This is a genomic window from Pseudooceanicola marinus, assembly GCF_002786295.1.
Classification (GTDB): domain Bacteria; phylum Pseudomonadota; class Alphaproteobacteria; order Rhodobacterales; family Rhodobacteraceae; genus Pseudooceanicola; species Pseudooceanicola marinus.
In genome coordinates this window covers 408,157-431,015 of the sequence record NZ_PGTC01000009.1, presented here as the reverse complement: position 1 = coordinate 431,015, position 22,859 = coordinate 408,157, and the positions used below count along the sequence as shown (strand labels likewise).

The 22,859-nt window shown below is 70.7% G+C and carries 13 protein-coding genes; 3 read left to right on the top strand and 10 right to left on the bottom strand.

Translation table 11 applies throughout. The features are described 5' to 3' along the window. Positions 1–163 precede the first annotated feature (163 nt). On the top strand, positions 164–1,783 hold the full coding sequence (locus tag CVM50_RS03155; protein ID WP_085886152.1) for an acyl-CoA dehydrogenase family protein: 1,620 nt from the start codon (positions 164–166) through the stop codon (positions 1,781–1,783). Positions 1,784–1,855: 72 nt separating this feature from the next. On the opposite strand, the gene CVM50_RS03150 is transcribed toward CVM50_RS03155, so the two are convergent. The 10 genes from CVM50_RS03150 to CVM50_RS03105 all read right to left on the bottom strand — a co-directional run bounded on the left by CVM50_RS03150 (position 1,856) and on the right by CVM50_RS03105 (position 19,756). Further along, positions 1,856–4,018, bottom strand: a complete 2,163-nt coding sequence (locus CVM50_RS03150) for an esterase-like activity of phytase family protein (RefSeq protein WP_085886153.1) — start codon at positions 4,016–4,018, stop codon at positions 1,856–1,858. A 168-nt stretch (positions 4,019–4,186) separates the two neighbouring features. After that, positions 4,187–4,735 (bottom strand): MarR family winged helix-turn-helix transcriptional regulator, encoded by a 549-nt coding sequence (locus tag CVM50_RS03145; RefSeq protein WP_085886154.1) that lies wholly within the window; start codon positions 4,733–4,735, stop codon positions 4,187–4,189. A gap of 116 nt (positions 4,736–4,851) precedes the next feature. Further along, positions 4,852–5,769, bottom strand: coding sequence for a hypothetical protein (locus CVM50_RS03140; RefSeq protein WP_085886155.1), 918 nt, complete (start codon positions 5,767–5,769; stop codon positions 4,852–4,854). Next, positions 5,769–6,596 carry an SDR family NAD(P)-dependent oxidoreductase gene (locus tag CVM50_RS03135; protein WP_085886156.1) on the bottom strand — a complete coding sequence of 276 codons (828 nt, stop codon included), beginning with the start codon at positions 6,594–6,596 and terminating at the stop codon, positions 5,769–5,771. The genes CVM50_RS03140 and CVM50_RS03135 overlap by 1 nt, the downstream gene beginning before the upstream one ends. Further along, positions 6,589–7,884, bottom strand: coding sequence for a capsule biosynthesis protein (locus CVM50_RS03130; protein ID WP_085886157.1), 1,296 nt, complete (start codon positions 7,882–7,884; stop codon positions 6,589–6,591). Before CVM50_RS03130 ends, CVM50_RS03135 begins: the two co-directional genes overlap by 8 nt. Then, entirely contained in the window at positions 7,874–9,124 is a 1,251-nt protein-coding gene (locus CVM50_RS03125) for a glycosyltransferase (RefSeq protein WP_100148422.1), read from the bottom strand. Before CVM50_RS03125 ends, CVM50_RS03130 begins: the two co-directional genes overlap by 11 nt. A gap of 9 nt (positions 9,125–9,133) precedes the next feature. Further along, positions 9,134–9,712 (bottom strand): hypothetical protein, encoded by a 579-nt coding sequence (locus CVM50_RS03120; protein ID WP_085886159.1) that lies wholly within the window; start codon positions 9,710–9,712, stop codon positions 9,134–9,136. Then, on the bottom strand, positions 9,709–10,890 hold the full coding sequence (locus CVM50_RS03115; RefSeq protein ID WP_085886160.1) for a UDP-galactopyranose/dTDP-fucopyranose mutase family protein: 1,182 nt from the start codon (positions 10,888–10,890) through the stop codon (positions 9,709–9,711). Before CVM50_RS03115 ends, CVM50_RS03120 begins: the two co-directional genes overlap by 4 nt. Continuing rightward, positions 10,887–12,326, bottom strand: a complete 1,440-nt coding sequence (locus CVM50_RS03110; RefSeq protein ID WP_085886161.1) for an aminotransferase class I/II-fold pyridoxal phosphate-dependent enzyme — start codon at positions 12,324–12,326, stop codon at positions 10,887–10,889. The genes CVM50_RS03115 and CVM50_RS03110 overlap by 4 nt, the downstream gene beginning before the upstream one ends. Next, positions 12,323–19,756: a type I polyketide synthase gene (locus CVM50_RS03105; RefSeq protein ID WP_198431837.1), complete on the bottom strand. Its 7,434-nt coding sequence runs from the start codon at positions 19,754–19,756 to the stop codon at positions 12,323–12,325. The genes CVM50_RS03110 and CVM50_RS03105 overlap by 4 nt, the downstream gene beginning before the upstream one ends. 348 nt (positions 19,757–20,104) lie before the next feature. On the opposite strand from CVM50_RS03105, the gene CVM50_RS03100 reads away from it, so the two are divergent. Together CVM50_RS03100 and CVM50_RS03095 are read left to right on the top strand one after the other, a co-directional pair. After that, complete coding sequence (locus tag CVM50_RS03100; RefSeq protein WP_085886163.1) at positions 20,105–21,175, top strand: glycosyltransferase family 2 protein; 1,071 nt, start codon at positions 20,105–20,107, stop codon at positions 21,173–21,175. Further along, positions 21,123–22,850 carry a glycosyltransferase gene (locus tag CVM50_RS03095; RefSeq protein WP_085886164.1) on the top strand — a complete coding sequence of 576 codons (1,728 nt, stop codon included), beginning with the start codon at positions 21,123–21,125 and terminating at the stop codon, positions 22,848–22,850. Before CVM50_RS03100 ends, CVM50_RS03095 begins: the two co-directional genes overlap by 53 nt. The last annotated feature ends 9 nt before the right edge of the window (positions 22,851–22,859 follow it).

Here is a 22,859-nt window from a genome sequence, read left to right as displayed (position 1 = left end):
AGGCGAGGAAGGGGGCGCTGCCCCCGTCCCGGCACGGCCGGGCCTCCCCCGGCGTATTTCCGGCTGTCGGATAGGAGGGGCGCGGCGCGGGCTGCGTCGCAACGGCATGCTTTATCCCCTCGCGCGCCGGGCGTAGCCTCGGGGGCGAGAGAGGAGACCGTCCATGACCGACCTGCCCGCCCGCGACCAGCTTGCCACCCATGAGGTGCTGAACCAACCCGCCCCCGAAGGCGACCGCGACCTTTGGGCCGGGGACGCCGCCCTGCGCGAGGCCATCGCGCGCGAAGGCGGACAGTCTGAAACCCTGGCCCCCTATGGGGCGACCCTGGGCCGCGCCGAGATGCGCGCCGCCGGCCGCGAGGCCAATGACCACGCGCCCGAGCTGGTGCTTTTCGACCGCGCGGGACGGCGCCTGGACGAGGTGCGTTTTCACCCCAGCTATCACCGCTTCATGCAGACCAGCGTCGCTGCCGGTTACGCCGCCGTCGCCTGGGAGGAGGCGCCCGGCGGCCATGTGACCCATGCCGCCCAGGTCTACCTGGCCAGCCAGGTGGAACCGGGCCATTGCTGCCCTCTGACCATGACCTATGCCGCCACCCCCGCCCTGCGCGCCGCGCCGAAGATAGCGGAGGCTTGGGCGCCCAAGCTGACCTCGCGCCGCTACGACCCGGCGATGGCGCCGGTCGGTGCAAAGCAGGGCGCTACCCTGGGCATGGCCATGACCGAAAAGCAGGGCGGATCGGACGTGCGCGCCAATACCACCAATGCCACACGCGACGGCGATCACTACCGCCTGAGGGGGCACAAGTGGTTCTGTTCGGCGCCCATGTCCGACGGTTTCCTGACGCTCGCCCAGGCGCCCGAGGGGCTGACCTGTTTCCTCGTTCCCCGCTGGCTGGAAGGAGAGCGCAACAGCGTTCAGATCCAGCGGCTGAAGGCCAAGCTGGGCAACCACTCCAACGCCTCGTCCGAGATCGAGTACCAGGATACCCTGGCATTTCGCATCGGCGACGAGGGCCGGGGCGTGCGCACGATCATCGAGATGGTGCATCACACGCGGCTCGACACCGCCATGGCCCCGGCCGGGCTGATGCGCGGCGCGCTGTCCGAGGCTCTGCACTGGGTGCGCCACCGCGCGGCCTTCCAGCGGCGGCTGATCGACCAGCCATTGATGCGTGCCGTGCTGGCCGATCTGGCGCTGGATGTCGAGGCCGCCCTGATCCTCGGCCTACGCACCGCGCGCGCCTTCGATGGCAGCACGCCAGAGGACCGCGCCTTTGCCCGCATTGCCGTGGCCCTGGCCAAGTTCCACTCGAACAAGCGCGCGCCCGTCGTCACCTACGAGGCGATGGAGGCCCTGGGCGGGATGGGCTATGTCGAGGACACGCCCCTGCCGCTGTTCTACCGCGAGGCGCCGCTGAACGGGATCTGGGAAGGCTCGGGCAACGTGATCTGCCTCGACATCCTGCGCACCCTGGCGAAGGAACCGCTGGCCGCCGAAACCCTGCGCGCCGAACTGACCGCCGCCACCGGCAGCGATCCGCGCTACGACGCGGCGCTGAAGGCCCATGAGGCGCGCTGGCCCGCCCTGCCGCCCGAGGCCGAGGCGCGCTGGTTCGTGGAACGGCTGGCGCTGCTGTTGCAGGCCTCGCTGCTGATCCGCCATGCGCCTGCCGCCGTGGCCGATGCCTTTACCGCCACCCGACTGGCGGGCGAGGCGGGGCGCATCACCGGTGCCATGGCGGGCAGCGACGTCTCGGCGATCCTCGACCGGCTGGGCTGAGCCGCCCCTCCCCGCAAACAAAAAGGCGCGCCCGGTTGACCGGACGCGCCCAATCTTACCCTGGTGACGGGATCAGAGCTTGCCGATGGTGAAGAACATCGTCTCGCCCGAATGGTCATCCACGCCATCGTTGTCGGTCGACACCCAGGCGGTGCCGTCCTCCATGATCGCCAGGCCTTCGACCTTGTCGAGGACATAGCCGCCGGTGGCCTTCAGATCCGGGATCATGTCGCGGACCTCTTCCTTGCTGACCACGGGCAGTTCGCCACCCAGGGGCGCAGGCACCATTTCGGCGGCGGGGATGCGGTAGATCTTCTTGGTCACCGCTGCGGCGCCGATCTGATTGTCGCGTTCGATGACGTAGAAGCTGTCGCCCCGGGCCACGATCTCCGACAGGCCGACCCAGCCGGTTTCGGGCGCGGCCTTCTCATAGGCCACGGCGCCCCAGTCGCCGGTCTCGATGTTGTAGGCCACCAGCTTCACGTGGTTCTCGGGATCGTCGCCCCATTCCCGCTGCACGGCCATCCAAAGGGTGTTGCCGACCTTGGTGATCCCTTCGAAGCCGAAGCGGCGCTCCACCGCCATCAGCTCGGACGGCAGGCCCACCTCGTCCTCGATCTCACCCTCGGCATTCACGTGATAAAGGGCATGCGGCACGACGCGATCGGTGCGACCTTCGGAGGCGATCCAGAAACCGCCCTCCCCGTCCAGGGTGATGCCTTCCATGTCCAGCTTCTGCGCCGGCTGACCGGCGCGGGTCACGCGGATCACGTCGACGATCTTCGCCGGCGTCTCCGACGGGTCGATCTTGAAGATCGAGGGCTGCATTGCATAGAAGCTGTCGTTGACCGCCCAGATGAAATCGCCATCGGCCACCATGCCGGAATTGGCGCCCCAGCCGACCGGCTTGCCGTCTTCGCGCAGACCCGCGGAGGTCAGCATCGGATAGCGCGCCGGCGCCTCCTGGTATTCGAAGATCATGACATGGGCGCGCACGCCACCGTCCTCGACCAGGTCTTCCTCATTGGCCGAAACCAGCAGGTTGCGCTCGGGGATGGCGACGTACCCTTCCGGCCCGATGCCCGAGGGCAGCAGCTGCGTCAGCACCGGGGCCGACAGGTCGGAGACGTCATAGACCCCCACGATGGAGGAACGTTCGGCCCCGACGAAGACCATCGGCGTGTCACCGAAGGTGCCGGTCTCGATCGACTCGGGCTCGACACCCTTGTTGCCCGACCGCTTCTCGGGATAGTGGCCCGCCTCGATCACGGCATACTCGAAGGACACGCCGGCCTCGTAGGCAACCGAGCCGTCCTTGGTGAAGATCGTCCAGCCGCGCGACCCGCCGTCCATGTCACCTTCGTTGGCGATGGCGAAATGATCGTCATCGATCCATTTCACCGCGTCGGGCTCGCGCTTGCGGCCCGGCTGTGCGGCGTTGAAGGTCAGCGCCCGCTCTTCGTCCACGTCGATGCCCTCCAGGTCGACCGCCCCGGCGGAGAAGTGGTTGAGGACCTCCCCCTCTTTCGACACGACAACCAGGTGGTTGTTTTCCTGCAGGGTGACGATGACCTCGCCCAGGCTGTTGATGTCGACGAACTCAGGCTCGGGATCCTCGGGCGCGATCTCGGCCAGGCCGGTCAGGGCCACGTGCTGAAGGCTGGCGCAGTCGGCGGCGCCGTCAGCGGCATCGACCAGCACCAGGTCGCCCGCGGGCATCTGGCCGACGCGGCCATCGCCCAGATCCTCGTCGCGCTCGTTCTCGATCGCCACGGCGACGAAGCTGCCATCCTTGGCCACGGCAACGCTGTCGGGCTGGCCGCCCAGGTCGCATTCGCCGGTGATCTCGCGCGTCGCGATGTCGATGACCAATAGCTTGCCCGAGGGATCGGTGTAGCTTTCGGAGGTATTCACGCCGACGAAAGCCGTCTGCCCGACGATGCCCACCGAGGTCGGTTCACCGCCCAGGGCGATGTTGCCCAGGGGTTGCGGGTTGGCCGGGTCGGTGATGTCGATCAGGCCGAGCGCCTCCAGCGGGCTGTCGGTATAGGCCAGCGTCATGCCGTCTTTAGTGGCGGCGATGATCTCGGCCGAGGTGGTGCGCGAGCGGTCCTCGCCCTCGGCCATGTTCAGCGGCGTCGGAAAGCTGGCGATGCGGTTGAAGTTCATCTCGGCGCTCGCCATGCCAGCCGACAGGGCCAGCAGGGAGGTCAGAGCGGTCACGCGAAAGGTCATGGTGTCCCCCGTCAGGAAATTTGTGTGGGGGAGAGATGCACCTTCGTGGTAACGCGCATGTGACAACGCAGTGAGAACTTGGCCCGGGACCGGGCCGCCGCATCCGGGCGCACCCGGTCACGCGGGGCGACCCGCGCGACGCTCCGGATCCTGCAGGCGCCGGCGCGCTCACTCTTCGGCGGCGGTCGCGGCCTCGCCCAGCAGAGTGCCCGAGGCGTTCAGATCCGCCATGACTCCCATCAGTTTCGACAGCGAGCGATAGAGCGTGCGCCGTTCCGCCGCCGTCAGCTTTTCCAGCAGGAATTTCTGCCGGGCGCGCCCGACTTTCAGCACGGAACGGCCCACCTCCTCGCCGGTCTCCGTCAACTCGAAGATGGCACGGCGGGCGTCCTTGGGGTCGGTCGCCTTGCGCATGTAGCCGCGTTCCACCAGCGAGGCGGCCGCGCGGCTGATCTGGGCGCCGTCCAGCAGCAGCTTTTCGCAGATCTCGCCGTAGGACAGCGGCTCGCTATCCACCAGCCGGGTCAGCACGCGGCCCTCGGCCAGGGTCAGGTCGAAATGCCGGGCGTTGTACTTGGAAATATTGCGGTTGAATTCCCCCGACAGCATGCCGATACGATAGGTGAGGTAATCCTCATGATCCATCATCGTGTAATCGGGGCCGCCGGTATCTTCGAGAAAGGCAGGCATCTGCCAGTAGGGTTGGCTCTTGGGCATGGGTGCGCTCTGATGTGAAAGTCAGGGTGACGATAGGGTAAATAATTTGACCCGTCAAACAATATTCCCCCCTCGATCAAACCCTTAGGCGATTTTGCACTCAATTCGTTCAATCGTCACCTGATGTTTCCTAACGTTTGCGTGTGGCCGCCTGCCGACTGCGACGGATCGTCCCGGGGGGCCTGGGCGGACGCGGGGACAGGGCTGTCCGCCGCAGGCGCGTCCGGTGGGTCGAAGTGGATGTCGTAGCGTTCCGCCAGGCGGGCATTGCCGGGCGCGGCCTCGGCCAACAGCGCTGTGCGGCGCGCCATGCTGATCCCCGATCCCTGGCCACCGCGCCCCCGGGCCACGCGCGCAACCATCGGCACCAGCGAGGCGAGGCCGTTGCGCGTCAGCCGGGCGCAGACATCCGCCACCCCGGGGGACAGCGAGGGATTCGCCCGCCGGACCGGCCCGGGATCCAGCGGCAGCCCGGCCAGCGCCAGAACCTGACCGACGGCGCCCCCGGCATGTCCGGGGTCGTAGCGGGCCGCGCGGATGCTGGCGAACTCCGCCCAGAAATCGAGGATACGGTCATAGCGCATGCGCTGGCGGGTCCACTCCCTCTGCAGGAAGCTGTCGAGCGAGGCGCCGGTCTGCCCTTCCTTGCACAACTGCCGCCAGTGGGACTCGAGGAAGATGTCCTGACGGCGGAACAAGGCCACCACCGTCACATCGAAATGCTCCGCCAGTCCCCGAAGCGGGGCGAAGCGGCGGAACGCTGGCAGCGACAAGCCCTCCTCGCTGAGGATCAGATCGGGCAGCCCAGAGGCCGCGTGATCGGCCAGGATCGCGGCCTCTTCGGCACTGTAGCGCCCCTCCAGCAGCGCCCGGTAGAGGCTGCTGTGTTTCGGCAGGCGCGGATGCGGTGGCCGGTCGGTCGCGCCGTAGTGCCAGCCCAGTGTGCCAAGCGCGGCCCGGTGGCCGGCCAGCCAGTGCTGGATCGCGGTCGTGCCGGTCTTGTGGGTGCCGATATGCAGGATCAGCCGGGCCATCAGTCCTCCCCGCCCGGTCCCCGGGCGACCGGCGGTGCCGGGGGTGCAAGGTTGTGCACGCTGAACCGATGCCGCGCCAGCACCGCCGCGCGCCAGGCCGCCGGCAGGAGATCGAGAAGCCACAGCGCCAGCACGGCCCGGCGGGGAAACGCCATGGAACTGCGGCCACGGTCGAGCGCCCGCAGGATGCGCTCTGCCGCCGCAGGGGGAGACATCAGCAGCGGCAGCGCCCCCTGGTGCTGGGCGGTCTGACGCGTCTCGACATGGCCCGGTTCGACCAGCAGCACCCCGACACCGCTGCCGGCGAGGTCTGCGCGCAGGGCCCGTGCGTAGCAGGCCAGGCCGGCCTTGCTGGCGCTGTAGGCCGGGGCGTCCGGCAAGGGGTCCCGGGCGGCCAGTGAGCCCAGCAGGACGATCTGCCCCCGCCCGGCGCAGCGCATCCTCAGCGCTCCCGCCTCGGCCAGGGCCAGGGCCCCGGTCAGGTTGACCGCGATGACCTGGCGCATCACCGCCTCCGGCGTCACGACCGCGCCGTCTGGCCGCCCGCCGAATATGCCGACGGCGACGATCAGCAGGTCAGGTGCGCGCCCCTCGCCCATCTCGTCAAGCCAGGCCGCCGCCGCCCCGGGCTGGCTGAGGTCGCAGCTGTGGCACCGCACCTGCGCTCCCTTGTCCCGACAGGCCCGCGCCGTCTCTTCCAGCGGCGGGCCGTCGCGCGCGCAAAGCCAAAGCTCCCGCCCCGGGCCGGCCAGCGCCAGCGCCAGGGCCGCACCGATCCCCCGGCTGCCCCCGGCGATGGCAATGCGGCGATAGGGCAGATCAGGCATCGACCGGCACCCCCATGGCGCGGGCGCGGGCCAGCCGTGGCGGGACCGGCTCGAAGATCGGAGGTGCCGGGGTCGGGGCCATGATCCGATCCGCCATGGCGGTGATGGCGGCCTGTTGTCCCGATCCGCCGTAGAAGGCCCCGCGGACGTGAAGATGATGGGCCAGGACCCGCAACATGTCCTCCAGACAGTCCGGGTCGGGCGGCTGCGGCGCGTGCCAGAACCTGTCCAGCCCCATCTGATGCGTCAGCCCTGGCATGTCGTAGATCGCCACCCCGCGCACCAGCACCGGAGCGCGACAGGCCAGCGCGGTCAGCCCGGCGGTGCTGTTGATCGTGACCACGCCCTGCGCGTGGCAGGCCCAGTCCTCCACCCGGCCGCCATCCAGCAGGTGCAGCCGCCCCGCCAGGCCGAACCGACGACGCAACCGGGCCAGACAGCGGCGCCAGGGCGTCAAGCCGTTGTCATGGGGATGCAGTTTCACCACCAGCTGGGCCTGCGGCGGCGCGTGCTTCGCGAAAGAGGCGGCCAGCTCCTCCAGGTAGTGGCGCTGATCGCGGTAAGGCGAATTGGCACGGATCTGGTAGTCGTTCTGCATCTGCAGGATCGCCAGGAAGACCGGCGCGCCCTCGGCCACAAGCCGGTCGGCCAGCCGCCGCGCCTGCCCCTCCCCCCGCCGGGCGCGGCGATGTCGCGGCAGATAGGACAGATACTCCAGGATCGGATTGAACAGCCGGTCACGACGAAAGCGCGGGTAAAGCGGGGCCAGCAGGTAATTGGCCAGGTGATAGATCACGTCGCCCCGAGCCTCGCGCCTGCGGTCAATCCGGTGACGCGGGGTCAGGTCCACTGCCGGCAGATCCCGCGCCGCGTCCCGCAGACGGGCAGGATCTGCGGTGAGGCAGGAATAGGTGCTCTGCCCGCCCGGCTCCGCCAAGATCCAGTCGGGCCGCAGGTAGCCATATTCGTAGGCCAGCGTGCGGACCCCGCGCCGTTCCGCCACGCGACGGGCCGCGCGGTGATAGGGCTGGCAATCGCCAAAATAGAGTAGATCGGTGATCCCCTCGGTCGCCAGGACCCCGTCCAGCCAGTCGGGCCAGCCCGCCAGGCTGCCGCGATAGCTGCGCGCGCCGGGCCCATGCCAGTAGATCCAATCCCCGGCGCATAGGTTGATCCGGTGCACGCGCGCACCGCGCTCGCCCAACTCGGCCCCGAGGGCGCGCGCGAAATCCGAGGGTGGCCCCTGCAGGAAGAGCACCCTGGGCGCGGCGGATGCGTCAGGCGCCATCGGAACGACCCTCGCTCTGCGGCCCTGCACCGGCCCCGGCAAACCGGCGCGCCCAGGCCTCCCGGTCCGCCAGCGCACCGGCCCCGTCCCGCCAGCGGCGCGCCGCGGCACGGTGGCGCAAGAGGTAGTGCAGCCACAGCGCCAGCGCGGCCAGCGCGCCCCACCAGAGCCGCGCGCGATGTGGCGACAGGATCAGGCACCGGCGCCCCTCCGGATCGGCGCGGCGCACATAGGGGCCCGGGCCGACCGCCGCCGGGGTGATCTGGTGCAGGCTGTAGCTGGCGTTGGCGGGATCGCCACGCCCGGCACCGGCAGAGATCTGGATAAACCGACGCAGGAACAGGGCCACGACGCGCCCGATCGCCTGCGGCCTGTCCCGCGCTGACCCCGGTGGGGGCGCCGGCGTCCCGGGGGCCAGCGGCTGGCCATCCTCCCGGCTGAACCGGGCGGACAACTGGCTGTGCCGCTCCGTCAGGGTGATCCGGTCGATCTGCCCGGGCCCGGCGAGGTAGTCCGACACCGCCTGCCGCACCGCCGCGGCCATGCCGTACTGATGGCACAGCAGCCGCGCGAAGAGCGCGCCCAGCACCTCCAGCGGTGCGGGCGGCGGCGCGACCTGCGGGTGGAGGGCGGCATTCACCAGAAGGTTGCGGTAGTCGTAGTAGGTCAGCCAGGGGCGCGCCTTGCCCGCGAAGGCGTCGTGCCAGACGGCGCAGCCCGGCAGGGTCACGCTGGCGACGCCCACGGCGCCCAGACGGCAGCCATACTCGATGTCGTCGCCACGGATGAACAGCGGCAGCGGCAATCCGGCGCGACGCACCGCCGTCATGGGCACGGCACAGAACCACCAGCCGTTGTAATCCGCCTTCGCCACCCGGTCGAAGAGCGCGAGCGTTTCCTGCTGCCCGAGCGCCCGACCCGTGCCGAAGGAGGCCACTCCCCAGCCCCGCTGCAACCGCGCCCCCGCTTCGTGCAGCACGCGCGGGCGCTCCGTCTCCAACATGGCACCACCCAGGGCGCGATCGGGCCGCGCATAGGACAGCGCTTCCACCAGGCGACGGACCATGCGCGGATCCAGGGCGATATCGTCGTCCATCAGCAAGTGATGGGTCGTGTCCCCCGGGCCGGTGCAGGCCGCGTCCAGACCCCGGGTGAAGCCGCCGGCGCCCCCCAGGTTCGGCTGATGAAGCAGCCGGGCGCCCGCCCGATCCAGCGCGGCGCGCGTCTCAGGCGCAGCCAGGGGATCGCCCTAGTTGACCAGGATGATGTCCACCAGCTCCGGCAGGCTCGCGCGGATCCGGGCCAGGTTGTCCAGCGTCGCCCGCAGCTGCTCTTCGCGGTTGAAGGTGCAGATGCCGATGGTCAGGCGCACGGGGGCCGGCGGGACATCGGTGCAAAAGGCCGCCTCCACCAGACGGCAGGGGCCGAGACAGTCGAGCACGAGGGCCAGCCGCCCTGCCTCCCCCGGATCCGGAAGGGGCAGCACGAAGGGTTCGCCCGCGCCCTCGACCTCCTGCCGGGCGAGGACACGGGGCGGCACACCGTCGCGGCGCAGTTCGACGGTGATGCGCAGGGCGCCGTGAAAGCTCAGCCGCAGGATCAGACCGCGGATCTGCGCATGGGCGGACCAGAAGCCGAGGTAGAAGCTGTTGAACCAGGTGCCGAAGTCGAGCCGCGTCCCCGCCAGGCAGGCCAGGGTGCCACCGCTGACCTCCACCGCGCCCGGATCCGCCTGCAGGTAGATGTCCGGCGGCCGCCCGCGCGCCGGGAACAGGACCTCCTGCAGCCGGTGGATCGGCTCGTTGGGAAAAATGCCGGGTGCGTTCACGGGGCATGCACGAAGGCCGGTGCCTCCGCCTCCCGCGCCCAGGCGGCATTGAGGGCCCCGGCGGTTTCCAGCGCCCGGGCGATGGCCTTGTCCATGTCGAGATAGGCGTAGGTGCCAAGCCGCCCGACGAAGGTCACGCCCTCCTCCGCCTCCGCACGGGCACGATAGCGCGACAGCAGTTTGCGGTCGCTCAGCAGACGCAGCGGGTAATAGGGAATGTCGCCCGGGCGCGCCGAATGGCTGTATTCGCGGAAGCAGACACTGCGCTCCGGCGGGGCCTCCACCCAGGGGGAGAAATGCCGGTGTTCGGTCACGCGGGTATAGGGCACCTCTTCATCGCAGAAGTTCACCACCGCCGTCCCCTGGGCATCGCCCTCGACCTCGAAACGCTCAAACTCCAGCGTCCGATAGCCCAGAGGCCCCAGGTCCTGACCGAAGTAGCGATCCAGAGGGCCGGTGTAGACCAGGTGATCGATCTCCGGACCGGGGCGCCCGTCGAAGGGGGCGTTCAGGCGCAACTCTATCCGGGGGGCATCGAGGATTCGCGCCACCATCGCCGTGTAGCCGTGGCGCGGCATGGCCTGGTGACGGTGATCGAAGTAGCGATCATCGTAGTCGAACCGCAAAGGCAGGCGTTTCAGGATCGAGGCCGGCAGATCCGATGGTTCCACCCCCCATTGCTTGCGCGTGTAGCCGCGCAGGAAGGTCTCGTAGACACGCGGCCCGACGAAGCGCAGGGCCTGCTCCTCGAAGCTGACCGGGGCGTCGTCCCCGGCGATGGCCTGGCTGCGAATGAAATGGCGGGCCTCGCAGGGCGTCATGGCCCGACCGTAGAGCTGATTGATCGTGTGCAGGTTGATCGGCAGCGAATAGACCCGCCCGGCGGCCACGGCCTTCACCCGGTGGCGGAATGGCACCATGTCGGCGAACCGGGTGACATAGGCCCAGACGGCGGCGTCGTCGGTGTGGAAGATATGGGGGCCGTAGGCATGGACCAGGATGCCGGTCCGCGGATCGATCTCCGTATGGCAATTGCCGGCGATGTGACGGCGTTCATCCTGCACCGTCACATAGTGGCCCGCATCAGCCAGTTCGCGCGCGACGACGGCGCCCGAGAGACCCGCGCCGACCACCAGAATGCGTTTCGGTGCAGGGACCGTGCTGCCTGCGTCTATCATGATCCTGCCCTTTCGTCGCGGCGGCTGCCGCTCATCAGACGGCCCAGACCGTCGTCGCGCAGTCGCGCCAGTTCCTCCGCACAGACCGTCAGCGCCTGGTCGATCTGCGCGGTGTCGTGATCCGATGACAGGAAGAAACGCAGCCGGGCCGCGCCCATGGGCACGCCAGGGAAGGTCACCGGCGCCACGTTGATGCCCCGGGCAAGCAACCGTTCCGACAGGCGCGCGGCCTGCAGGCTGTCACCGATCATCACCGGCAAGACGCCGAACCCCTGCCCCGCCCCGGGGTCCAGCCCGAGCCCGCGCGCCTTGGCCAGGAAATGTGCCCCGTTGGCGTGCAGCTTCTCGATCCGCCAGCGCTCTTCCCCCATCTGCACCAGCGCCGCCTCGGCCCCCGCCGCCAGCACCGGCGGCAGGGCCACCGAGAAGACATGCCCCGGCGCACGATGCCGCAGCAGGCGGATCAGGTCGGCACTGCCCGCCACGTAGCCGCCGGTGGACGCCAAGGTCTTGCTGAGCGTGCCCATCCAGATGTCGACCAGCGCGGGCTCCAGGCCGAAATGCTCGAACACGCCCTGCCCGGTCGGGCCGACCGGCCCCAGGGCATGGGCCTCATCCACCATCAGCCAGGCGTCGAAACGGTCGCGCAGCGCCAGCAGGCCGGGCAGATCGGGCAGGTCGCCATCCATGGAATACAGGCCCTCGACCACGATCAGCACGTGGCGGTGCAGCGGTCGGGCGTTTTCCAGGATCCGCTCCAGCGCGGCCAGGTCGTTGTGCGGAAAGCTGCGGCGCGCCGCCCCCGACAGGGCCATGCCGGTGCTGACGGAATTGTGGATATAGGCATCCGACAGCACCAGGTCGCCCTCCCCCATCAGGGTGGCGATCAGGCTGACGTTGGTGGCATGACCACTGACAAAGCTCAGCGCCGCCTCGCAGCCGTAGTGCCGCGCCAGCGCCGCCTCCAGCGCGTCATGGACGGGCCGCGTGCCAGAAACCATCCGGCTGCCCGAGGCCGAGACCCCGTAGGTGTCCAGCGCCTGCCGCGCCGCGGCCCGTGGCCCCGGATCGGCGTTGAGGCCGAGGTAGTCGTAGGAGGCGAAGTTCAGACAGTCCCGCCCGGCGATCCGGGTGGTATCCGCCGCCCGCCCCTCATGCAGGCGGAAGTAGGGCGAGGCCACGCCAAGCGCCTCGGTCGCCTGGTCCAGCGCCTGCATCTGCTGCCATCCCTCTAGCCGGTGCAGACCCCTGGGGCGGCCCCCAGCCACATCGGTCCGAGCCTCGGGTGCCATGTCTGGCGCTGGCGCGACAGGTCGCGAGGGCCCGCCGGCCAGACCTCTTGCGGCAGGCGCGGCGACCGAGGCCCGACGGGCGGCGCCCAGGGCGGCATCGCGGATCTCCGGCGCCAGGCCACGGCGCTGTCCTGCCCCGCTCATTCCGCGGCCTCCATCGCACCGCCACCGCCTGCGGCGCGGCGCGCGGGCAGCCCGTCCGGCGCCGACGTCCTGCCCGCCGAGGCCGCGCCCAGGTGTTGTGCCGCCAAATCGCCCAGACCACTGTCCCCGGCACCGGGGCCCGTCCCCTGAATATGGGCCACGATGCGACGCGCGATCTCTGCCATGCTTTGCGCATCCGAGATCGCCATGAGCGGGATGTCATCACCGAGCGCCTGCTGGGCGGCCAGGCCCAACTCGATGCCCATCAGGGAATCGACGCCGAAATCGGCCACCGGACGGGTCGCCGACAGGCCGCTTTCCGGGACGCGAAGGATCCGTGCCACCTCCCTAAGGAGGAAGCCGGTCAGCCGCTTCTCCGCCGCCTCAGATGACAGGGTGGCCAGGGTGGCGCGCAGATCGTCGCCCTCGGGTCCCTCCCCGGACTGCTGGCCCAGGGCCCGAAGGACCTGGTGCATCGGCCCGCGCAGCAGGCGCAGACTGGCCGCGGGCGCGGCCCAGGCCATCGGCGAGACCCAGATCACCGGGTCCGCATCCTCCTGCTGGTCAAAGGCCAGCAATTCATCCAGGGCGCGCAGGGCCTGGGCCACGCCGAAGCGCACGCCACCGCCGAAGCGGCGCACGACCTGGGCCGTCTCCGCATCGCGGGTCAGGTAACCGCAGTCGTCGATCGCCCCCCAGCCGACGGCCAGACCGGGCAGACCGGCGGCACGGCGCTGGCGCACCAGGGCCTCGGCCCAGGCGTTGCCGGCGACATAGGCGCCTTGCCCGTGGTTGCCGATCAGCGTCGCCATCGAGGTGAAGACGACAAAGCCGCGCAGCGCATCGCCCCGGGTCGCGTGATCGAGGTTGCGGGTGCCCGTCACCTTCGCCGCCAGCACCTTCTTCAGGACCGGCGCCGAAAGGTCGGCCAGCCGCATGTCCTGCAGCACCATGGCGGAATTGACCACCAGATCCAGGGGGCCCCAGTTCCGCAGCGTCTGCAGGCTGTCCTCCAGCGCAGCGGCATCGGCGATGTCGCAGCAGACCGGCCGGATCTCCGCCCCCTGTTCCGCGGCCCGGGCCATTTCCAGCAGCAAGGCCGGCGCAGGTTCGGCTCGCCGCCCCAACACGGCGATCTTTCGCGCGCCATTGCGCACCAGCCGTGCGGCCAGGGCCAGACCCAGGCCGCTGCCGCCGCCGGCGATCACCACGACGCCCTCGGGCTCTGGCCGGAACAGCACCGGCGCGTCGGGCGGCGCGGCACGCGGCGTCGCGGGCGGACGGATCACCAGCTTGCCCACATGACCCGACCGTTGCATCAGACGGAAGGCCTCCTGAACCTGCGTGCCATCGAAGGCACGCACCGGCAGGGGGGCCAGCGCCCCGTCCCCGAACAGGGTCATCACCTGGGCAAAGAGCTCTCGCGCCAGGGCCGGATCGTGCCGCAGCAGGCGGTCGATATCGACCCCGTGGTAGGTCACATTGTCCTTCAGCGGGCGCAGGCCGATGCCGGTATTGGCGTAGAAATCGACTTTGCCCAACTCCAGGAAGCGACCGAAGGGGCGCAGCAGCCCGAGGCTGCGTTCCATCGCCTCGCCGGCCAGGGCGTTCAGCACCAGATCGACACCGCCCAGGGCCCGCACCTCCGCCGCAAAGGTCAGGTCGCGGGACGACAGGACATGCTCGACCCCGAGGGCGCGCAGGTAGGCGCGCTTCGCCTCCGTGCCGGCGGTGGCGATGGTCCGGGCGCCCCGCCACTGCGCGATCTGGATCGCGGCCAGGCCGACGCCCCCCGCCCCGCCGTGGATCAGCACCGTTTCCCCCGGTCGCATGCGTCCCAGGTGCTCCAGCGCGTAGAAGGCGGTGAAGAAGGCCACGGGCAGCGTCGCCGCCTCTTCCGGAGAGAGCCCATCGGGCAGGCGCGTCAGCCAGGCAGCGTCGGTCACCATGTGGCTGGAAAGGCAAGCCGGGCCGAAGCTGACGACGGCATCCCCCACGGCGAGACCGGTCACCCCCGCGCCCAAGGCCGCGACGCGCCCGGCGCATTCCAGGCCGAGGGTCGGCCCGGCAAAGCCGCCCTCCAAGGCCTCCTCGGGCAGCAGCGCCATGGACCACATCACGTCGCGATAATTCAGGCCCGTCGCCGCCACATCCACCCGAACCTCGCCGGGCCCGGGCTCCGGCAGGGGCGCCGCGCGCCAGGCCAGGCGGTCTAGGCCACCGGCGGGATCCGCCGTGAGCCGCACCGCGGGAGACGTGGCAGCCGTGGGCGCCGCCCCTGCCCGCACCCGCAGGGCACGGGGGCCATCCGGCATCAAGCAAAGCTCCGTTTCCGGGGTGCCCGCTGCGATCAGCGCGGCGATGCGGGCCGCGGCCTCACCCGGCGGCAACCCCGTTGGATCCACCGCGTGGATGTCGAAGCCGGGGTATTCGTTCTTTGCCGTGCGCATCACCGCCCAGAGCGCCGCCTGGTCCGGATCCGGCGGCGCGAGGCCTCCGGCCCCCGCGCCGCCCGGGCAGATGAGCCAGATGTCCCGGGCGCCCCGGGCCTCTTCGCGGCGCAAACGGGTCGACAGCGCCAGCAGACGCGCCGCGAGACGGGGCGCGCCAGGGCGTTCCTGTCCCTCCGGCTCCGGCTTCGGCGCAAAGAGCACGAGGGGGCCTGCACCCTCCGCCCCGGTCAGGACCGGCAAGGGCTCCGCCGTCTCCTCCGACGGCAGGGCCTCTCCGACCAGCGCGGCGCGAAGCATTTCCTCCAGTCCCGTGCCCTCTCCTCGCTGAGCGTCCGTGTCCCTCGGCGCACCACCGTCTCTGGTGACCCCGTCCGGTGTCCGGGCGATCAGCAGCGTCAGCCCACAGGCCCCCGCGCAGGGCTGCGCCCACGTCTCTTCAAAGCCAGCCGCTCGGGCCGCCTCTTCGAGGCCCGGCGCCTCCTGCAATTTCGGCGGTCGCGGCCGATCCGCGTCCTCTTCGGCCAACGCCTCGCCAAGCAGACGGAGCAACGCCAGGTGCGGGCGCGGCCTGGCCTCGGCCAGGATCACCGCCCCTCCGGGACGCAGGGCCGGGCTCAGGGCCGCCAGCCGGGTCGACCAGGTGACCGGCGTCATCGCGGAGCCACAGCCCAGTACCAGGTCCACCGAGCCGATCTCGGCCAGATGCGCCGGGCCCACCCTGCCGATCCCATCGCCCAAGGCGGGCGGCAGCAGGGCGGCCCGGTCCTCCTCCAATGCCCAGGCTGTCCAGGCGGCGCCGTCGGCCCCGCCCTGCAAATGCGGCAGCAGACGCGGCGGGCCATCACAAAGCTCAACCACGCAAAGCGGCCGCCGCGCCCGCCCCGACCGCGCCGCCAGCAGCCTGCCCAGATTTTCTGCGACGAGGCGCGCGCGGGCCTCGGTCATGACCGAGCCGACCTCCAGACCGTCGAGCACGGCGCGACCAAAGCCGGCCTCCTCGCTTTCGGGCAGGCCAGTGGCCAGCCAGCGCGGCAGCGCCTCCGCCAGATGGGCCAGCGCCGTACATTCGGCGATCAGCGCGGGGTATTCTGCCGAGATCCCGGTGATCAGGGCCGCCGCGTCGGGCAGGTCACACTCTAGCTCCGCCTCCTGGCCAAGGGCCTGCGTCGGTAGATCCAGCGGCGCCAGAAGGTCCGAAAGGCCCTGTCGCAAAGTCTTCGCCGCAACGCCTTGCGCGTCGCCGCCGGATGCGGGGCCGACAGCCGCCAGCGTGTCGAAGGCGATCCGTTGCGCCAGCGCATCCAGCAGCAGCGCCGCCTCTTCCGGCGCCTCGGGCGCCTCCCCGGAGAGCGCACCGAGCTGCGCGACGACCTCCTCCGGTGCCGGCCAGGGCGCGGGCGCCTTCTGCGGCAGGCCCGGCGGGTCGATCGGGACCGTCTCCAGTCCGAAGGCATGGCGCGACAGGTCCACCAGCTGCGTCGCCCGCAGCGCGCGCAACTCGACCCCGTCCATGCGGGCCACCAGCCGACCGGCCGCGTCGAAGAGCGTCAGATCGGCGCGCAGGCTGCGATCCCCGCGCCGGCGCAGGTGAATGCGCCCCGCCGCGAGGGCACAGCCCGGGTGCAGAAGGTCCAGCCGGGTGATGCGGGTCGGCACGAAGGCCAGGACCTCATCCGCGAAGCGCCCCTGGTGCAGCGCTCCGATCAGCCCGTGCAGCACGGCATCCGCGCCCACCGGATCCAGCGCGTAGTCGGCCGGGTCGTAGCCATCGGGCCGGCGGGCCTGCAGGATCACCTCGATCTCGTCCTCGCCGGGCATGCGGTAGTGCGACAGGTTGCGGAAGGCCGGCCCGTAGGTCAGCCCGATTTCCGCCGCCTGGGCATAAAGCCTGTGGGCCGGGCCATCGCCCGGGCGCAGGGCCGGATCGGGCGCAGGGACCGGCGGCACCGACTGCGGATCCACAGAGCGGGCGAAGCGGCCCGTGGCATGGCCGCGCCAGGCCTCCTCGGACCAGCGGGGCCGCGAGGCGATGCGCAGGCGCCGCTCGGCCGGGACGACCTCGGTGCGGACCTCGGTCAGGCTGCGCGGCGTCAGCGGCAGGGCCGCCGTCATGTCGAAGTCATCCAGCGTGACCGCCTCGGCCCCCAGGCTGCGCTGCGCGGCGGCCAGCGCCATTTCCGCCAGCGCCGTGCCCGGCAACAGGCAGCGGTCGGCCACCCGATGCGCGGCGAAGGCCGGCTGCAGATCCGGGTCCATTTCGTTGGTCCAGAGCGTCGCGCTGGCATCCGCCTGTCGCCCGAGGAGCGGGTGGAAGCCACTGCGCCCGCTGTCGCGGCTCAGGGCGGGGGTGTCGGAGGCGGCGAGATGCTTCAGCTGCCAGGGATAGGAGCGCAGCTCCCGCGAGGGCCCCGCGGGCGGTGGTGCCAGGGCCGTGCGGTCCAGCCGCGCCCCGTTGACCAGCAGCCGGGCCAGCACCCGATCCAGCGGATCCGGCGAGGCCTCGTCCTTGCGCGCCAGGCTGGGCAGCACGGCGATCTCTCCGGCCTCCGTCCCGAGGCTGTCACGCAGGTAGGCCGCCAGCACCGGATCCGGCCCGATCTCCAGGAACAGGCGATGCCCGTCCTCGGCCAGCGCCTGCACCGCCCGGCGGAACAGCACCGGCTGACGCATGTTGCGCCACCAGTGGAAACTGTCGAGATCACCCCCGACCAGCCGTCTGCCGGTGACGCTGGAATAGATCGGCACGGCCTCCGGGCCAGGGTCGAGGACGCCAAGGTGGTCGAAGAGCGAGGCGCGCAGAGCCTCCTGGGCGCTGGAATGGAACGGGTAGTCGACGCGCAGGGGCACGCAGGCCAGCCTCAGGCCGCGCCGGGCGTGCCGGGTAAACGCCTCCAGCGCATCCCTTGGCCCGACCAGCGAGACGGAGCGGGGGCTGTTGTCGGCCGCGATCTCGATCCGTGGATCCCCATGGGTGGCCAGGATGTCCCGCGCCTCCTCGATCCCCAGTTGCAGCGCGGCCATGGTGCCCTGCCCCGCCAGCGACTCCTGCGTCAAAGACCGGGCCTGCACCAGGCGCACCGCCGAGGCGAGGTCGAGCGCGTCGGCGATGAAGGCCGCCGCGACTTCGCCCGCGCTGTGGCCCATGACCGCCGCGGGCTGCGCCCCCCGCGCCATGAGCGCCAACGCGGTCGCCGCCTGATCGGCGAAGAGAAGCGGTTGCGAGACCGGGGCCTTGGACAGCTGCACGCCGAGGTCCTCCGCGCCGAGCCGGTCCACCAGGGACCAGCCGGCCTGCGCCTGCCAGGCCCGGTCGATCCGGTCGTAGGCATCGCGGTAGTCCGGGCTACCGGCATAGGCGGCGCGGCTCATCCCAGGGTACTGCGCGCCGTTGCCCGAGAAGACGAAGACGGGCGGCGCATCGACCAGCCGCGACCCGGCCATTTCCAGCGCCGGGTGGCGTTGGCCCACCTCGAAAGCGGCGCGCGCCGCCTGAGCCGTCCGAGGCGTTCGCGCGATGATCGCCACCCGGTGCGGGTGAAGGTCGCGATGATGCAGCGCCTCGTCCACCAGCCGCGTGTTCTGCTGCCCTGCGGGATCGAAAAGACGCGCGCCCTGTTCCTCCAGCATCTCGCGCAGCGCCTCGCGGCAGAAGGCGGAGGCGAGGTGGATCGGGCGCGGCTCCGGCCCCTGCTCCTCCACTGCGGGCACCGGACGCGGATCAGGCGCCCCCAGGATGGCGTGGGCATTGGCCCCGCCGAAGCCGAAGGAACTGACCCCCGCCATCGCCGCCCCGTCGAGCGGACGCCGCTGCTGCACCAGGTCGAGGTTCAGCCGGTCGAAGGGGATCGCCGGGTTCAGCTCGGCGGCATTGAGACTGGGCGGAAGCTCTGCCCGCTCCAGCGCAATCAGCGCCTTGAGCAGCCCTGCGCTGCCGGCGGCGGGTTCGAGGTGGCCGATGTTGGTCTTCACCGACCCGATGGGCAAAGGCGCCCCGCGCCGCTGGCCCAGGGCAAGCCCCAGGGCCTCGGCCTCCACCGGATCGCCGGCGGCGGTGCCCGTGCCGTGGGCCTCCACGAAGTCCAGCTGGTCGGGATCGATCCCGGCCCGATCGTAGGCGCTGCGCAGAAGCGCCGTCTGCGCCCGCGCCGAGGGCAGCGCGATGTTCACCGTCTGCCCGCTGGTATTCGTCTCAACGTGCAGCAACCGGCCCCGGTCGCGCGGCGACAGGGGCGCCTCGGCGCTGTCGCGGACCAGAACGAAGGCCACCGCGCCCTCGCCCCGCACATAGCCGTCTGCGCCCGCGCCGAAGGCCTGGCACAGACCGCTGGGCGAGAGCATCCGAGCCGCCGCGAAACCGACGAACTGGCTGGGCAGCAACAGGGCATTGGTGGCGCCGACCACCGCGATCTCCACCTCGCCGCTTTCCAGCGCCTTGCGGGCGGCGTTCAGGGCGAAGAGGGACGAGGAGCAGGCCGTATCGATGGTCATCGACGGCCCGTGCCAGTCGAAGACATGGCTGACCCGGTTGGCGATCACCGCCAGGGAGGACCCGCTCATCGCGTAGCTGTCGGCGGCCTGCGGGTCGTAGCCCAGGCCCGCGCCGTAATCCATCAGCGAGGCGCCGGCGAAGACGCCGATCTCCTTGCCCGCAAGCTCGGACGGCTTCAGGCAGGCGTCCTCCAGCGCGTCCCAGACCACCTGCAGGAACAGGCGCTGCTGCGGGTCCATGTAGGCCGCTTCCCGGGGGGAGATGCCGAAGGGCGCGGGATCGAAGGCATGGATCCCGTCCACCACACCGGCGGCGAAGCTGTAGCAGCGCCCCGGCGTCCCCGGCACCGGGTGGAAGAAGGGCGCATGGCGCCAGCGGTCCTCCGGGATCTGGGTCACCGCTGAACGCCCGTCGTAAAGAAGCGCCTCGAAGGCGGTGACATCGGGTGCCATGGGCAGTCTGCAGGCACGGCCGGCGAATCTGATCATCTGTCCCCCTGTCCCCCCGGCCGCGCCCCCTTGTGGGACGCGCATCACGGGCGAAACGGTCATGAGGAGGGGCTGATCCAGGCAAATCCAGGCAAAGCTGCCAGGCCCGCAACCCCTCGTTGCAATTTGGAGAAAATCCGCCGCGGCTTAAAAACCGGTTAAAATTATGTGGCCGAGACGGACGGCCGCATGTCTATGCCGCATCTCGCCGCCAGCGTCCCCCTCAGAGCCCGTTCGGGCCGGTTTGGGCACAACGGAAATTTAACCTTCCCGCCCCAACACTCACCCCGTCCGCCGCCGGTCCGATGCCGGGACAGGCGAGGCTGAGGACAGCCGGGAGGGACGAAGGTGGTCACCTTTTCCTGTATCACCACCTGCTACAACGAAGGCCCGCTTTTGCGGCAGAGCCTGCAGTCGATGTGGCGGCAGGACTTTCGCGATTTCGAGCTGATCCTGGTGATGGACGGCGCCGATGCCGCGACGCGGGCAGAGGCGGAACGGCAGAACGACCCGCGCCTGCGTCTCCTGCGGCAGGCAAATGACGGGCTGTCCTCGGCGCGCAACCGCGGGCTGGCGGCCGCGCGAGGCGACTACGTCTGCTTCCTCGACGCCGACGACACACGCCCGCCCTGGGCGCTGCAGAGCCTGGCGCGGGCCATCGACACCAGCGCTCCGGATCTGATCCTGGCACCGGGTATCCTGTCGGAGGAGACAGGGCAGCTGTCACGGTTTTACGACCAGGCCACGCTGGAGGCGCTTGGCCGGCAGTTGGCCAGCGCGCCGGGCGGCGAAGGCACGCCGCATTACCGCCGCACCCAGGCACTGGCCCTGCTGGCGGAGCCGCAATCGGCGAACAAGTGCCTGCGCCGGGACCTGCTGCAGAGGGCGGGCCTCGGCTTTCCCAACGGGCATTTCTTCGAGGACCTCTACTTCCATGCGCTCTCGGTCGCGGCCGCCGAACGCCTGGCCCTCTGTTCGCAGCCCACCTTCACCTATCATCGCCGCCCCGGCGCGCGGCAGATCACCGGAGCACGCGATGCGCTGCGCTTCGACATCCTCGCGGTGATCCGCCTGCTGCTGGCCCGCTTCGCACCGCTGCCGGAGGCGCGCGATCCGCACTGCCGCGCGGCCCTGCTCTTGTCGGCGGCGAAACTGGCCGCCTGGTGCGAAAGCATGCTGTCGCATCACCATCGGGCCGTCTTCCGCGACGGGTTCGCCGCCGTGATGGCCCTGTCCGACCCGGCGGTGCGGGACCTGCCGGACGACCTGCCCCCGGCGTTCGACGCCTTCGCCCCGGCGCGCAGCTGGTTGCAGGAGGTGCTGGGCGATCCCCGACTGGCCGCCCCCCCGATCCGAGAGGTTTCCGATGCCCCCGACCCCATCCGTTTTCCACGCCTTTGGCCAAAGCGCCGCGCTTGAGATCCCCGGCGACGGCTTCACCGCCGACGACAGCCGGTGGCGCCTGCGGGAGATTCATGAACCGGCTCTGGCGCAATGGGCGCTGCTCGACACCGGGCATGCGGTGGACGTGGGGGCGGGTTTCGGCGCCTTTGCGCTGCTCTTCGCACTGGCCCATCCTGGTTGGCAGGTCACTTGTTTCGAGCCCGAGCAGAGCGCCTTCGAGACGCTCGGGCGCAACATCGCGGCGCTGAACCTTGGCGGTCAGGTCAGGGCAGAGCGGGCGGCGATCCTTCCGGGCCCGGGGGACCGTGGCCTGCTACGCCGAGACCGCAAGCGTCCGGGGTTCCTCAGCGCAGACGCACAGCAATGGCAGCGCGGCACACGCGCCGAGCCTTTTCCGGCCCGATCCGCCGAAAGCTTGCCGGATCTTGCGCCAACGCTGTTGAAACTGACCGCGCCGGGCCATGAACGTGCGATCCTCGACGCCTTCGGCACCGCCCTGCCCCCCTTCGTGCTGGGCGAATGCTGGGGTGCTCCCCCGGCCTCGACCCCGGTGGCGCAGGGCATGGGGCGGGTCCACATGCCGCTGGCCGGCAGCTCCTGGCGGCTGCAGGACGCGACGGGCTCGGCCCATCCCGCCGGCCTCGACATCGTCGTCGCCATGTACAATTCCGCCGCAACCATCGTCGATTGTGTCGACAGCCTGCTCCAGGATGCCCCCCCGGATCAGCACATCTGGGTGGTCGACGATGGCTCCACCGACGACAGCGCGGCGCGGCTGCGGGCCGCCTTCGGCGATCCCCCGGGGCTGAGCCTGCTGCACAAGCCGAACGGCGGTTGCGCCTCGGCGCGGAACTGGGGACGGATGCACTCCCGCGCCGCGCATATCGCCTTCGTGGATGCCGACGACATGGTCGACCCGGGCTTCTACGCCGCCCTGCTGGAGCTGGCGCGCTATTCCGGTCAAGGCGCGGTCCAGGGCGCCTTTCAGGCCTTTCGCGACAGCGCGGATCGCGGACGCGTCTGGCTGCCGATCCCCGAGGCGGATGCGCATGTCGACCTGCCCCGCCGTCCCTTCGGCGCGACGCAGGTCTTCGACGTGCCCTGGCCCGAGGTGGTCATCGGCCAGCCGACGATCTGGCGGCGTGTCTACCGGCGCGATTTCCTCGACGGGCACGACATCTGGTTCCCGGAGCATATCCGCGCCTTCGACGACCAGATCTTCCAGATCGTCAGCGGCTACCACGCAGGCCACGTCCCCGCCCGCGCCGACCTGCGCTATCTCTACCGCCAGCACCCGGGCCAGGACATCGCCCAAGGGGACGAACGCGCGACCTATTCGCTGGAGATGTACCGCCTGATCCTGCGCCGCGCCGTGGCCGAGGGCTGGTCCGATTTCCGTCCCGTCGCCGTATCCTTCTTCCACACCCTGGAATGGAGCCACGCGGGCCTGCGCCCCGATCTGCGCGAGGGCTTCCTGCGCGGCGCGGCGGAGTTGTGGGTCTACATGCTGAAGGTCTGGGGCCCGGACCTGGAGCCCTTCGCCCGGAACCGCGCCCTGCCCGACAGTTTCGCGCGGGAGGTGAAACGGGTGGCCCGACAGCTCGACGCCTTCGGCGACAGCTATGTCTTCGCCTACCTCGACGCACCGCAGATGCACGTGGACATGGTGCGCGCGGACCTGCCCGCCTGACGGTGCGCG